A 12,947-nucleotide genomic window follows, 5' to 3' on the forward strand; every position below is an offset into this window, starting at 1 on the left:
GCCCAAAATCCGCCGCGCGCGCCACTCTAAACTTTCCGTCATGAGTTCAAGGGTCAGGCACGAGACGGCGCGATCGCCGATCCCGGCGGCGATGGCGTCCGCCGTCGTCGTTCTGGCGATCATGCTCGCTTCGGCCGCCCAGGCCCAGGTGCGCGGCAACGCCCAGGCCGAGCAGAACCGGACCTTCCAGAACGACAGCCAGCGCGGCCTGCCGGCTAACGGCCTGTATGCGTCGGAAGTCGGCGAGCGTTTCATCTTCGACGGCCGGGGCACGCGTCCCCTGTTCCGGTTCGAGCGCCGGGAAGAGACCTGGGTCCTGCGTTCTACGCCGGCGCCGCGCGGCGACGTCATCTACCGTAACGATGCGGGCGCCCAGATCCTGCGCGTCACCCCGGACGGCGGCCTGACCCTGTATACGGCGCGGGCCCCCAACGGCTCGCCGGCCTCGCGCGTCGGCGCGGCTCCGGCGCTCGAATTGCCGACGCTCGGCCCGATCCGTCTGTTCACCCTGATGAACCAGCGCGGCAGCCTGGTCAGCCAGGCTCTGGGCCGGTTGATCGTCATCAACCTGACGGGCGAACAGTCCGAGGCCCTGATGGTCGACGCCCTGATCGTGACCACAGAGGCTGTGATCCGCATGGCCCGCACCCCGACCTTCCGCGACCGGGTCAACGGGCTTCGCAGCATCACCCTGGTCGAGGGGCCGCGCAGTTCGGTGACCTTCGCGCGCGGCGACCTGCGGGTCGTCGTCAATCCGTCCGAAGGCCAGGCCGGACGGCCGTCGTCTTCCAGCATCATCCGGGCGGTCGCGCCCCGGGAGTAACCGGCGATCAGCCGGCGAAACTGTCCTTGGCCGTCCGACGCCGGGCGAACTCTTCCGCGTTTCCGGCGGTCAGGAAGGGATTGAACGACCGCTCGATCTTCATCGTCGTCGGCACCGTCGGCTCGCCCCGTTCGCGCGCAGCGAAGATGGTCTCGGCGTGCGCCAACACCTCGGTCCGGTCGTCGACGCTCAGGGTAAAGCGGGCGTTGGCAGCGGTGTATTCATGCGCCCCGTACAGCACCGTCTCGTCGGGCCAGGCGAGCAGGCGTGCCAGGCTGTCCCACATCTGCTCCGGCGTGCCTTCGAACAGCCGCCCGCAGCCGAGCGGGAACAGGGTGTCCCCTGTGAAGGCGATGGCGTCGGCCACCGAGCGGAAAACCACATGACCCAGCGTATGGCCCGGCGTCGCGGTCACGTGCAGGGGCGTCTTGCCGATCATAACCAGATCGCCTTCCTCCACCACCCGATCCAGCGGCGCGACCTTTCGCACCTCTTCCGGACCCCAGATGTCGCATCCGGTCTCGGCCTGAAGCCGGGCGTTTCCCTCGGTGTGATCGGGGTGCCAGTGGGTGTTGATGATCCGGTTGAGCCTGCCCCAGCCGAGGCTCTCGATGCCGTCCAGAATCACCTGGGCATCCGGCGTGTCGATGGCCGCGACCGTGCCCGTCGCCTCGTCCCGCGCCAGAAACGCATAGTTGTCAGTCCGCGCCGGAAACAGGTGAACGGTCAGGGGCATGGCATCGTCCTTGGTTCGGTAAGCCTCATGGCCATATAAGCGTGGTCATGCGTCGCGCCATCGAAGACCTGCGATCCTTCTACGGAGAGCCGACCGGCGCGCTCGTGCGTCGGCTGCTGGCGCGACGGCTGGAAGACGCCTGGGGCGAGGCGCCCGGCTGCGACGTGCTCGGCATCGGGTACGCCACGCCGTGGCTCGACGCCTTCGTGGGCGCCCGTCGCGTCATCGCCGCCATGCCCTCCGGACAGGGGGTCGAGGTCTGGCCCGCCGCCGGCCGAAACCGCACGCTTCTGGTCGACGACAAGCGCCTGCCCTTCGCGGCCGGATCGTTCGATCGCGTCCTGCTGGTCCATGCACTGGAGGAGGCGGACGATCCGACCCAGTTGCTGACCGAGGCCGTAAGGGCGCTCGCCCCCGCCGGTCGCATCATCCTCGCCGCTGCGGCGCGGGGCGGCATGTGGGCCCGCGCCGAGAGCACCCCCTTCGGCCACGGCCGCCCGTTCACCCGGGGTCAGCTGGAGCGGCTGGTCCGCGCTGCCGGACTGGAGCCCACCGCCTGGTCCCAGACCCTCTATGTCCCGCCGTGGACGCCGCTGCTGGGGCTCGCCGACGGGTTCGAACAGGTCGGCCGACGCGTCGCCCCGGGGGCGGCCGGGGTCATCCTGCTGGAGGCGACGCGTCAGGCCTATGCCCGGATCAGGCCGAGCGGCTCGGCCCAGCGCGTCCGCGCCGAGGTCACCGGCCTGCAGCCCCAACCGGTCACCCGTGGTCACCTCACGCCCGATCCTCTGACTCGCAGGCTGGATAGAGACGCCGAACCCGGCTAAGCGCGGGCCATGCACCGCCTGATCCTGATGCGCCACGCCAAGACCGAGCGGGCCGCCGAAAGCGGCCTCGACCGTGATCGCGCCCTGACGCCGCGCGGGCTGGACGACGCCGCCCTGATGGGGCGGATCCTGGCCGACAAGGGCCTGTGTCCCGACCTCGCCCTGGTGTCCTCCGCGACCCGCACGCGCCAGACCTGGGAAGTGATGCACGATGCGCTCGGCGACGTTGAGGTCCGCATCGAACCCCGTCTCTACGACGCCTCCACCGACACCATCCGCCGCCTTGTCGAGAGCCTTGAGGACTCGACGGGCTGCCTCCTGGTCATGGCCCACAATCCGGGCGTCCAGCTTCTGGCCATGGAGTATCTGACCGAAAGCGCGGCCTCCCCCTCCGTGCTCGACCGGATGGCGGGCGGCTTCCCGACCGGCGCGGCGGCCATCTTCGAGGTCGATGTCGCCGGCCGCTGCGTCTACGACGGCTTCCTGACGCCCAAGGCCTTCGGCGGCGGGGCCGAAGGGTGATGTCCGCCAAGGAAGCGAGGCATGGGGTCGCCTACAAGATCGTCGACGCCGCCGAGTGGCGCAGGGCCGTGGCTGAGGGCACCTATGCCGGGTCCGCCGTCGATCTGACCGACGGCTACATCCATCTCTCGACCGCCGATCAGCTGGCTGAGACGGCGCGCAAACACTACGCCGGGCGCGAGAACCTGATGCTGCTCACCGTCGATCTGACGGTGCTCGAAGACACGATCGTCTGGGAGCCTTCGCGTGGCGGTGCCCTGTTCCCGCACATCTACGGCCCCCTGCCGGTCAGTGCCGTCACCGTGGCCAGCCCCTATTCCTCCCCCCTTGGGGGAGGGGGACCACGAAGTGGTGGAGGGGGCCAACCCCAGACACCGCCTCCGCCGCACGCCCCCTCCGTCTCTCCGCTTCGCTCCGAGCCACCTCCCCCGACGGGGGAGGAATAGATGCCCGTCCCCGATATCGGCGCGGCCATCCTGCGCAATCTCGATCCGGAGACCGCGCATGGCCTGGCCATCGCGGCCCTCAAGTCGGTCCCGCTGCCCAAATCCCGCGCCGACGACCCGATCCTGGCGACGCAGATCGCGGGCCTCAATCTGTCCAACCCGATCGGTCTCGCCGCCGGGCTCGACAAGAACGGGGAGGCCCTGCACGGCCTTTCCCGCCTCGGCTTCGGGTTCATCGAATGCGGCTCGGTCACCCCCCTGCCCCAGGCCGGCAACCCGAAGCCGCGTCTGTTCCGCCTGTCGCAGGATCGGGCCATCATCAACCGGATGGGCTTCAACAACGCGGGTCTCGAGGCCTTCGCCGACAACCTGTCGCGTCGCCCCGACACCGTCGTCGGCGCCAATCTGGGGGCCAACAAGGACACGGAAGACCGCGCCGCCGACTATGTCGCCGGCCTCAAGCGCCTCGCCGGCCTGAGCGACTATTTCACGATCAACATCTCCTCGCCCAACACGCCGGGTCTGCGCGCCCTGCAGGGGCGGGATGCGCTCGACGACCTGCTCGGCCGCATCGCCGAGGCCCGCACCACGCCCGCTCCGGTCTTCCTCAAGATCGCCCCGGACCTGACCTCGGCCGAGATCGCCATGATCGTCGAGGCGGCCCTGGCTCACCGGATCGACGCCCTGATCGTCTCCAACACGACCCTCGACCGACCCGACAGCCTGACGTCGCCCGATCGCAGGGAGACCGGCGGTCTCAGCGGCGCGCCCCTCCGCGGCAAGGCCCTGGCCGCCCTGCGCGACGCGGCCGAGGCGGCCCAGGGTCGCATGCCCCTGATCGGCGTCGGCGGGATCGCCTCGGGCCAGGACGCATGGGAGCGCCTCCGCGCGGGGGCGAGCGCCATCCAGATCTACTCCGCACTGATCTACGACGGTCCTGGCCTCGTGGGTCGGATCAAGCGCGATCTGGCCGCCAGACTGCGGGCCGAAGGATTTTCGAGCGTCGCCGAAGCGGTTTCCCGGAACCTGATCGGCTGAAAGGGAATCGCTGCGCGATTCCGCTGATGCCATGAATCAGGCTCCGGATTCAGGCGAGAGCATGAAACAGGCTCGGGCGCCGTTGACGGAGCGTTAGGGGCAACGCGCCATAGTCCCCTATGCACGGCGCAAGACCGCGCGTTTTGTCGGGGGCGTGATGTCGGAGGCTGATACGAACGCGCCGCCGACAGGGGCGACAGCGATACGCCGCCGCCGCAAGGCCCTGCTGCAACGCCTGGCCATGGGCGTGGCCACCGCCATGATCTTCAGCCCCCTGTTTGGCTGGGCCTTCACGAGCCTCTGGATCGGTGCCTATTTCGCGGTCCAGCTGGTGGATCTGCTGATCTTCGGCCCCATCAACAGCGGCAAGGTCGAGCGGATGGGACCTGTCCGGTCTACCGCCGGCATGGTCATGCTGTTCCTTAACGCCGCCACGTTCGGCAGTCTGTCGATCCCGCTGTGGCTGACCGGCGGTGCCATGGGCGGGGTCTGTGCCGCCGTCCTGGCTGCCTCGGGCGCCATCTACGGCGTGGTCAACTCTCCGCGCTCGAAGGCGGTGCTCGCGATCACCGTCACGCCGCACTTCCTCTACATGCTGGCCACGCCGTTCTGGATGGCCTGGTACGGTGCCCCGACCCATTTTGTGGCCGCCGCCGCAGTCGCCTTCCTGGTATTCGGTCTTTACTGCCTGTCGACCTGGGAGCGGATGAACCAGGCCGCTGACGCCGAGATCGCCGCCCGCCTGGACGCCGATCACCGTCGCGCCGAGGCCGAACGTGTCATGGCCAGTCGTTCCGTCTTCCTGGCCACAGTTGGCCACGACCTTCGCACCCCCATCAGCGCCATCCTGACCGGCGCGGCTGAGCTGGAGCGGGGCGCGACCGATGGCGCGGCCCGCGCCCAGGCCGCCCTGATCACCGACGCGGGCATCATGATGAAGGCCCTCCTCGACGATCTTCTGGACCACGCCAAGCTGGACGCCGGCCGGATGCAGGTCGAAAACACCGACTTCAACCTGCGCGGCCTGATCGCCCAGACCCTGATGTTCTGGCAGGGCGAGGCCCGCGCCAAGGGCCTGACCCTGCGTGTCGAGGGCGCCACCAGCATTCCGCACTCGGTCAAGGGCGACCCGATGCGTCTGCGTCAGGTGCTCAACAACCTCGTCTCCAACGCGATGAAGTTCACGACCGAGGGTTCTGTCACCCTGCGGCTGCGGGCCTGGTTCGAGGAGCCGGCCCACTACGCCATCCTGATCGAGGTGGCCGACACCGGTCCCGGCATGACCAGCCAGCAGCTGGCCCGTCTGTTCACCCCGTTCGATCAGACCACGGAGGGCGTCAGCGCCCGCCACGGCGGCACCGGCCTGGGCCTCACCATCAGCAAGGACCTCGCCGAATTGATGGGGGGCCGTCTGACCGCCCGCAGCCGCCCGGGAGAAGGCGCTGCCTTCACACTGTCGCTCCTGATGCCGCGCGGCGACGCCATCGTTCTCGCCCCCAAGGGCTTTAACGAGGAAAGCCGGGGCGACATCGTCCGCAGCCTGGCACCACGCATGCCCCGGTCGGCTGCGCCCGCGCCCGTCGCGCCGGTCGTCGAGGCCGCGCCGCCGGTCGTCGAACCCGGGATCGAGGTCGCCGCCGTCGAGAGCAGCCACGAGGTCGAGGAGGACGGCGACCGGCCCCTGCGCGTGCTCGTCGTCGATGACCACGACATCAACCGTCGCGCGGTGGAGCTGATCCTCGCGCCGCTGGGCTGCGATATCGCGACGGCCGCCGACGGCCTCCTGGCCCTGGCCCAATGCGAGGCCTCGGCCTTCGACGTCATCTTCATGGACGTGCGGATGCCGGAGCTGGACGGTCGCGAGACGACCCGCAGGCTGCGCGCCGGCGGCGGCCCGAACGCCGCGATCCCTGTGATCGCCGTCACCGCCGACACCTCGCCGGACGACATCGCCGCCTGCATGGCCGCCGGCATGACCTATTTCGTGTCCAAGCCCCTGACACCGACCGCCCTGCTCGGCGCCCTCAGTCACGTGCTGGCGGGTGAGAGCTCCGAGGCCGAAGAAGCTGAGATCGCCGCCGCCTGACCGGTCACCCGACGCAGGACGGTGCTGCGCTCCTCGGGAGTGAACACGCCCGGGCTCATCACCTTCTCCGCCCACCCCCGCACTCGCGGGGATGAGCGGGTGTTTCAGATCAGAGCTGCGCCAGCAGATGCTCGGCCGAGGACACCTTGAACTCGCCGCCCTGTTCGATGTTCAGCTGGGTGACGACGCCGTCCTCAACCAGCATCGAGTAGCGCTGCGAGCGCTCGCCCATGCCGAAGCCGCGCGCGTCCAGCACGAGGCCGAGGGTGCGGGTGAAATCGCCCGAACCGTCGGCCAGCATGACCACGTCGTCCGGCGTCAGGCTCTGGCTCTCGGCCCAGGCGTTCATGACAAAGGCGTCGTTGACCGACAGGCAGGCAATCACGTCCACACCCTTGTCCGCCAGCGCCGACTTGTTGTCGACGTAGCCCGGCAGGTGACGCGCCGAGCAGGTCGGGGTGAAGGCACCCGGCACGGCGAACAGGGCGATGGTCCTGCCCTTGAAGAACTCGTCCGTCTGGACGGGTTTCGGGCCTTCCGGCATGCCCTGCGACAGGGTGGCCGAGGGGATGCGGTCGCCGATCTGGATCGTCATGGAAGGCTCCAAGGGGTGATGGATGAGGCGCCGGGCGCCGACGTTCGTCAGATAGGCGGCCAGATGGCCCGCGCCAAGCGCGAACGTGATCCGCACCGCCTTGCGAAACGGCGCGGTCGCACCGATCATTCGGTCATGGACGAATTCCAATCCCTCGCTGGCCGACTCCTGGTGGCCATGCCCGGCATCGGCGACCCCCGCTTCGAACATGCCGTCATCCTGGTCTGCGCCCACGGGCCGGACCATGCGATGGGCGTGCGCGTCGACCGCCCGGCCCCCGGGATCGACCTGAAGGCCGTTCTGACCAAGCTGTCGGTCAACGCCCCCGAGGCCGCCAAAGGTCGCCCCGTCATGGTCGGTGGCCCCGTAGAGAAGGAGCGCGGCTTCGTCCTTCACACCGACGACTGGATGATCGACGACACCTCCACGCCGTTCGGCACGGGCCTGGCCCTGACCGGAACGCGCGAGGCCCTTGCGGCAATGACCGACCCCCTCGCCGGCCCGCGCCGCTCGACCTTGCTGCTGGGCTACGCCGGCTGGGGCGACGGTCAACTGGAGGAGGAGCTGGGCGAGAATGTCTGGCTGACCGCCGACGCGGATCTGGAGCTGCTGTTCGACACCGATTTCGACACGAAGTGGTCCCGCGCGCTGGCCGGTCTCGGCGTCGATGCGGCGATGTTGTCGGGGCAATCGGGAAGGGCCTAGCCGCTTGCGTCTCCTCCCCATCGAAGATGGGGAGGAGACGCAAGCGTAGCGGAGAGACGGAAGGGTTCTTGCCGCCCTCCAGAACCCCTCCGTCAGCTCGCGAAGAGGCTCGCTGCCACCTCCCCATCCTTTGGATAGGGAGGAGACGAAAGTCAGCCCGATCGAGCCTTCAGCGGCGCAACGCCGTCGGACAGGCTTTCGTTCAGATAGACCTCGGCCTCCTGCGCCGGCAGGGCAGGCGCATAGCCGAAGCCCTGGCCGTAGTGGCAGCTGGCGTCGAGCAGCAGGGCCGCCAGTCCGGCGTTCTCCACCCCCTCGGCGACGACTTCCAGATTCAGGTCGCGACCCAGGTTGACGACCGATTTCACGATCTTCGCAGAGCCCTCGTCCTTGTCCATGGTCAGCACGAAATAGCGGTCGATCTTCAGCGTATCGAACGGCAGGCGCGCCAGATAGGACAGCGAGGAGAAGCCCGTGCCGAAGTCGTCCAGCGCCAGTGAGGCCCCGACGTCCTTCAGCTTCTGCAGGATCACGGCGGCTGACGCCGTATCGCGCATGATGTCGCCCTCGGTGACCTCCAGCTTCAGCGCGCCCCTTGGCAGGCCGGTCTCCTGGATCACCCGCGCGACGTCTTCGATCAGGTTCGGCCGTTCGATCTCGCCGACGGACAGATTGACGCTGCAGAACAGCTTGCCGGCCGAGGGATGGCGCTTCAGCCACTCCGCCAGCTGACGCGCCGACTGGGTCATCATCATCAGTCCCAGATCGTTCATCAGACCCATCTCGTCGGTCAGGCCCAGGAACTCGTCCGGCGGCACCAGTCCGCGCTTGGGGTGACGCCAGCGGGCCAGGGCCTCGAACCCGGCCACCGCGCCGGTGTTCAGGTTCACGATCGGCTGGAAGAAGGGTTCGATCTCGCCCCGCACGAAGGCGTTGCGCAGGTCGGCCTCGAGCGCGAGCCGGCTGAGGCTGTCCGACTCCATCGCCCGACCGTAGGCTGCAGCGCCGCCGCGCCCGGCCTTCTTGGCGGCGCCGACGGCGAGTTCGACCCGGCGCAGAAGCTCGGCCGCGTCCGGCGCGTCGGGCCCGCCCTCAAAGGTCACGGAGCCGATCGAGACGGTCGGGTAGATGTCGAAGCCCGCGACCCGCAACGGCTGTTCCAGCGCGTCCCTGAGCCGATCGGCGGCGTTGCCGACCCCGCGCGGCACGAGCACAGCGAACTCGTCCTCGCCGATCCGGGCGGGGTTGGCGTCAAACGAGAAGGCGGCGGCCATGCGAGATCCCAGAGCCGAGATCACCATATCGGTGCGCTCGTGGCCCAGAGCCTCGTTGAGGCGACGCAGGCGGTCGATGTCGGCGACGACCATGTCGTATTCGCCCGGCGCAGTCAGGGTCTCGGTGGCGCGTCCGAGGAAGCTCTTGCGGTCCAGCAGACCGGTCAGCACATCCTTGTCGGACCCGGCGATCCTGGTCTCCAGCGCCACCATCCCGGCGGCACGCAACCCGTCCTCCAGCCAGACACCACGCCACAGGCAGGTCTCGGCCGCACCCATGCGCAGGCGCACGGCGACCTCGGTCCCCTCTGCGGCGGGTTTCAGGATGCGTTCGGCCAGAGAACGGTCCTGCGGCAGGGCCAGGGCGACGAAGGCGGCACCCGAGCATTCCGGCGCGAGCGGGCCGAGGCCCAGCGACCGGGTCGCCCCGGTGAAGCGGATCTGATCGTCGCCCGGTGTCCAGATCCACAGGGCTGAATCGGCTGCGGCCAGCGCCTCGATGGCCGTGGTCGCGTCCCAGGTGATGGTGCGGGGTCGCGGGGTCACGGGTGCAGGCGTTCCTTCAGGACACGGCGACGTTTTCCGACACGAGGCCGAACAGGACATGATCTGCCCATACGCCGTTAATTTTAAGATAAGCCCGGGCCTCCCCCTCCTTCACGAAGCCCGATTTCTCGAGCACGCGGCGCGAAGCGAGGTTGGTCGGCAGGCAGGACGCCTCCAGCCGATGCAGACGCGCCGAGCGGAAGGCGAACCCCTTCATCGCCTGAACGGCCGCCGTCGCCACACCGCGTCCGGCGAACGGCTGCCCGATCCAGTAGCCGAGGGTCCCGGTCTCGGCGACGCCGCGTCGCACGTTCGACAGGGTAATGGCGCCCATCAGGGTCCGCCCCTGCGCATCGAAGACGAAGAACGGCCAGGCGTGGCCGACTTCCATCTCGCGCGCATAGACCCCCAGCCGCCGGCGATAGGCCGCCCGGGTCAGGTCATCGTCGGGCCAGGACGGCTCCCACGGCTGCAGGTAATCCCGGGAATGCTCCCGCAGATCGGCCCATGCCCTATAGTCGCCGGTGCGCGGCGGCCGCAGCAGCACGCCGGCCCCCTCGACCACGGGACCGGTCGCATCCGTCATCCAGTCCAGCAGGGCCATGGGAGGAGGTTAGACTGTTCCCTCTCCCGTTGGGAGAGGGCTTGAGGCCCGCAGAGCGAAAGCGAGGCGTTTCGGCCGAAAGGGTGAGGGTCGTGCGCTACCGGTGAGGTCAGACCCTCACCCTTTCGCACGAGAACGGCGGCTATCGCCGCCGTGTGCTCAAGCCCTCTCCCACCGGGAGAGGGAAATCAGGTCGCCACTCTATCGGAGAACGCCCGGCCTGCCGGCGCTGCGGTCTTCGGACCCAGCACCGCCGTCGCCGCCTTGCCAGACGACATGATCCGCTCTCCAACCGCCTTCAGGTCACCCGCCACGGCCGCCTCCATGCGCGCCGCCGTATCGTCAGACGGCACGGGCGCGCCGAACATCAAGGTCTGGGCCGCATTCCTGCCCGCGCGGCTGGCAGGGCTTTCGTCCGACATCCACAGAGCGCCCTTCAGCACCGCCTTGGCGCGCGACAGTTCGGCGTCGGTCGGGCCTTTCAGCGTCAGGTCGCGCATCTCGTCGGCGCAGACCCGGGCCAGCTCCGCTGCCCTGTCCGCCGCCGCGCCGGCGTAGATCCCCAGCACCCCGCCGTCGTCATAGGGCTCCTGATAGGCGTCGATCGCATAGGCGAGGCCCCGCTCCTCACGCGCGCTCTGGAACAGGCGCGACGCCATGCCCCCGCCGAGGATTTCGGTGAACAACCGCAACGCCGGAATGCCTGGATCTCCCGCCGCCAGCGAGGGTAGCTGGAAGACCAGATTGGCCTGTTCGATCTTGCGCGTCAGCGCCGCCGTCCCGCCGACGAAGGTTGCGGGCTCCGGCGCATCGGCGGGCTGGGCCACCGCATCGCCGAACCAGCGCTCGGCCAGGGCCAGCAGTTCGGTCTCATCCACCGCGCCGGATACCGCCACCACCATGCGGTCGGGCGAATACAGCCGCGCGCGCCAGTCACCGATGGTCGAACGGTCCGCCGGTTTCAGACTGGCGATGGAGCCCAGGATAGGTCGCCCCAGAGGCTGACCGGCAAAGGCCTGTGTCTGGGCCATTTCGAAGACATGGTCGTCGGGGGTGTCGAAGGCCTCGGCGATCTCCTGGGCGACGACGTCCTTCTCGCGCTCGATCTCGGCGGCGTCGAGCGTGGGCCGGAAGACCAGATCTGAAACGATCTGCATGGCGAGGCCCAGCGACCCGTCCAGCGCCCGGATTTCAAAACTGGTCCGTTCGTAACCGGTGGCGGCGTTGATCGATCCGCCCTCGGCCTCGATCCGCTCGACAATGTCGCGTGCGCCCATTTCGCCCGCGCCCTTGAACACGAGATGTTCGAGAAGATGGGACCAGCCGGAGCGCGCTTCGGTTTCCCATCTCGCGCCGCCCTTGACCGCCACGGTCAGCGCCAGGGTGCGCAGGCCGGGCATGGGATCGCAGACGACGCGGACGCCGTTCGAAAGGGTGTGAAGGGTCGCGGTCAGGGGGCTTTCCTTTTCCCTATCGCTCCGCACCCGGTGCGGAGTTGCTTGAGGGAGGTTTTCTGCGTCGGAAGAGCACAGCCACATAGAAACCCAGGAGGGCCAGCGCCAGTCCGTACCAGGTCAGGGCGTAGCCGAGGTGGTCGTTCGAGAAGGCCGCCGGCGGGGCCGAGGCGACCAGTGCTCCCAGCTCCGGATTAGGCGAGGTCAGGGCGAACAGGGTGAACTCCGAAGGCGTCCCGGCTCCGAGCTGTGCAGCGATCGCGGCGTTGTCCCGCCCATAGAAGCGGCCATTGGCCGGCTCCGGCGTCATCCCGCCCGGCGGAGGCGACCGCCTGAGTTCGACCGCCATGGCCAGCGGCAGGGTCGAGGCCAGCACCCGGGGCCGGGACGAAATGCTGTCGGCCAGGAAGCCGCGATCGACGAGGAAGGTCAGGGTCATCCCTTCCGGCACGCAGGCCGAGATCAACCGGCTGCCCGGCTGGCCGTCATGGATCGACTGGAGCTCCACGAACGGAGCCGTCGGCAGGCCGCGACAAACGACAAGCGCCTTCCTGAATTCCGGGTCGACGGCGGTCAGCACTTCTGTCAGCGGCGCGGGCGGGAGCTGGGCCGCCGCCCCGGCCTGGGCGATCAGCCCGTCCTTCCACGACAGCCGTTGCAGTTGCCAGGTCCCGAGCCCGCACAGGACGACGAGGCATGCGGCGACGAACAGGGTCAGCAGGATGGGGAAACGGGCACGTTGCAAGTCCTCCGCCGTCGGGGGAGGGGGCGCGGTGCCGCCTTGCGCCGTGACGAACGGGGCCTGCTCCGCATTCGGTGTCCGGGGCCGGTCCCCTCCACCACTTCGTGGTCCCCCTCCCCCGTCGGGGGAGGATTGTTGGTCGTTCTCAGTCATCGTTGCGCGCCTGGCCCGCCCGGTTGCGCATCTGCAGGGCGACCATGAAGCCCTTGCCCGGCCGCATCAGCCCCAGCGACAGGCCGACGACCAGGGGCAGGGCGACGATCAGCATGGCCCAGATCGGCGGGCTGTAGGCGACCTGTACGAACAGCGCACCGAACACCACCAGGCCGCCGGCGATCTGCATGATGAAGATGGCGGCACCGTCACCGGTGTTCAGCCGGGTAAAGTCGAAGCCGCAGACGGAGCAGCGCTCGACCACCTTGAGGAAGCCCGAAAACAACGGCCCCTTGCCGCAGTTCGGGCAGCGGCAAAGCAAACCGGCGCGGATCGTATCGATCCGCGCCGGCGCAAGAGGGTCAGGTTGGATCGGACCGCTGTCCAAGGCCGTCC

At 69.0% G+C, this 12,947-nt stretch carries 14 protein-coding genes; 7 read left to right on the plus strand and 7 right to left on the minus strand.

The genetic code is table 11. The features are described 5' to 3' along the window. The first annotated feature begins 40 nt into the window (after positions 1-40). Positions 41-823, plus strand: a complete 783-nt coding sequence (locus ACW18A_RS12865) for a DUF4908 domain-containing protein (protein ID WP_492022112.1) — start codon at positions 41-43, stop codon at positions 821-823. Positions 824-830: 7 nt separating this feature from the next. Here ACW18A_RS12865 and gloB read toward each other — a convergent pair whose 3' ends face one another. Beyond that, positions 831-1,559: a hydroxyacylglutathione hydrolase gene (gene gloB, locus ACW18A_RS12870; protein ID WP_492022113.1), complete on the minus strand. Its 729-nt coding sequence runs from the start codon at positions 1,557-1,559 to the stop codon at positions 831-833. Positions 1,560-1,606: 47 nt separating this feature from the next. Between gloB and ACW18A_RS12875 the strand changes: the two genes are divergently transcribed. The 5 genes from ACW18A_RS12875 to ACW18A_RS12895 all read left to right on the plus strand — a co-directional run bounded on the left by ACW18A_RS12875 (position 1,607) and on the right by ACW18A_RS12895 (position 6,478). Then, a complete protein-coding gene (locus ACW18A_RS12875; RefSeq protein WP_492022114.1) occupies positions 1,607-2,386 on the plus strand; it encodes a class I SAM-dependent methyltransferase in 780 nt (259 codons plus the stop codon). Positions 2,387-2,395: 9 nt separating this feature from the next. Next, complete coding sequence (locus tag ACW18A_RS12880) at positions 2,396-2,908, plus strand: SixA phosphatase family protein (RefSeq protein WP_492022115.1); 513 nt, start codon at positions 2,396-2,398, stop codon at positions 2,906-2,908. Beyond that, positions 2,908-3,354, plus strand: coding sequence for a DUF952 domain-containing protein (locus ACW18A_RS12885; RefSeq protein WP_492022116.1), 447 nt, complete (start codon positions 2,908-2,910; stop codon positions 3,352-3,354). Before ACW18A_RS12880 ends, ACW18A_RS12885 begins: the two co-directional genes overlap by 1 nt. Beyond that, complete coding sequence (locus ACW18A_RS12890) at positions 3,355-4,392, plus strand: quinone-dependent dihydroorotate dehydrogenase (RefSeq protein ID WP_492022117.1); 1,038 nt, start codon at positions 3,355-3,357, stop codon at positions 4,390-4,392. It abuts the gene before it with no gap. 157 nt (positions 4,393-4,549) lie between these two features. Continuing rightward, a complete protein-coding gene (locus ACW18A_RS12895) occupies positions 4,550-6,478 on the plus strand; it encodes a hybrid sensor histidine kinase/response regulator (protein ID WP_492022118.1) in 1,929 nt (642 codons plus the stop codon). A gap of 109 nt (positions 6,479-6,587) precedes the next feature. Here the strand turns inward: ACW18A_RS12895 and ACW18A_RS12900 are convergent, their stop codons facing one another. Beyond that, positions 6,588-7,073, minus strand: coding sequence for a peroxiredoxin (locus ACW18A_RS12900; RefSeq protein WP_492022119.1), 486 nt, complete (start codon positions 7,071-7,073; stop codon positions 6,588-6,590). Between the two features lie 135 nt (positions 7,074-7,208). Between ACW18A_RS12900 and ACW18A_RS12905 the strand changes: the two genes are divergently transcribed. Further along, a complete protein-coding gene (locus tag ACW18A_RS12905; protein ID WP_492024392.1) occupies positions 7,209-7,778 on the plus strand; it encodes a YqgE/AlgH family protein in 570 nt (189 codons plus the stop codon). A gap of 152 nt (positions 7,779-7,930) precedes the next feature. Here ACW18A_RS12905 and ACW18A_RS12910 read toward each other — a convergent pair whose 3' ends face one another. The 5 genes from ACW18A_RS12910 to ACW18A_RS12930 all read right to left on the minus strand — a co-directional run bounded on the left by ACW18A_RS12910 (position 7,931) and on the right by ACW18A_RS12930 (position 12,939). Next, positions 7,931-9,598: a putative bifunctional diguanylate cyclase/phosphodiesterase gene (locus tag ACW18A_RS12910; RefSeq protein WP_492022120.1), complete on the minus strand. Its 1,668-nt coding sequence runs from the start codon at positions 9,596-9,598 to the stop codon at positions 7,931-7,933. Positions 9,599-9,614: 16 nt separating this feature from the next. Then, positions 9,615-10,202, minus strand: a complete 588-nt coding sequence (locus tag ACW18A_RS12915) for a GNAT family N-acetyltransferase (protein WP_492022121.1) — start codon at positions 10,200-10,202, stop codon at positions 9,615-9,617. A 188-nt stretch (positions 10,203-10,390) separates the two neighbouring features. Further along, a complete protein-coding gene (locus ACW18A_RS12920; RefSeq protein ID WP_492022122.1) occupies positions 10,391-11,602 on the minus strand; it encodes a M16 family metallopeptidase in 1,212 nt (403 codons plus the stop codon). A gap of 70 nt (positions 11,603-11,672) precedes the next feature. After that, entirely contained in the window at positions 11,673-12,401 is a 729-nt protein-coding gene (locus ACW18A_RS12925; protein WP_492022123.1) for an SURF1 family protein, read from the minus strand. A 142-nt stretch (positions 12,402-12,543) separates the two neighbouring features. Next, positions 12,544-12,939: a DUF983 domain-containing protein gene (locus ACW18A_RS12930; protein WP_492022124.1), complete on the minus strand. Its 396-nt coding sequence runs from the start codon at positions 12,937-12,939 to the stop codon at positions 12,544-12,546. Positions 12,940-12,947: the final 8 nt, after the last annotated feature.

It is taken from the genome of Brevundimonas sp. AVps5, from assembly GCF_058681515.1.

Coding starts and splice junctions, on each gene's coding strand:
- ACW18A_RS12865 (WP_492022112.1), top strand. CDS start 41: ATGAGTTCAAGGGTCAGGCACGAGACGGCGCGATCGCCGATCCCGGCG.
- gloB (WP_492022113.1), bottom strand. CDS start 1,559: ATGCCCCTGACCGTTCACCTGTTTCCGGCGCGGACTGACAACTATGCG.
- ACW18A_RS12875 (WP_492022114.1), top strand. CDS start 1,607: ATGCGTCGCGCCATCGAAGACCTGCGATCCTTCTACGGAGAGCCGACC.
- ACW18A_RS12880 (WP_492022115.1), top strand. CDS start 2,396: ATGCACCGCCTGATCCTGATGCGCCACGCCAAGACCGAGCGGGCCGCC.
- ACW18A_RS12885 (WP_492022116.1), top strand. CDS start 2,908: ATGTCCGCCAAGGAAGCGAGGCATGGGGTCGCCTACAAGATCGTCGAC.
- ACW18A_RS12890 (WP_492022117.1), top strand. CDS start 3,355: ATGCCCGTCCCCGATATCGGCGCGGCCATCCTGCGCAATCTCGATCCG.
- ACW18A_RS12895 (WP_492022118.1), top strand. CDS start 4,550: ATGTCGGAGGCTGATACGAACGCGCCGCCGACAGGGGCGACAGCGATA.
- ACW18A_RS12900 (WP_492022119.1), bottom strand. CDS start 7,073: ATGACGATCCAGATCGGCGACCGCATCCCCTCGGCCACCCTGTCGCAG.
- ACW18A_RS12905 (WP_492024392.1), top strand. CDS start 7,209: ATGGACGAATTCCAATCCCTCGCTGGCCGACTCCTGGTGGCCATGCCC.
- ACW18A_RS12915 (WP_492022121.1), bottom strand. CDS start 10,202: ATGGCCCTGCTGGACTGGATGACGGATGCGACCGGTCCCGTGGTCGAG.
- ACW18A_RS12920 (WP_492022122.1), bottom strand. CDS start 11,602: ATGCCCGGCCTGCGCACCCTGGCGCTGACCGTGGCGGTCAAGGGCGGC.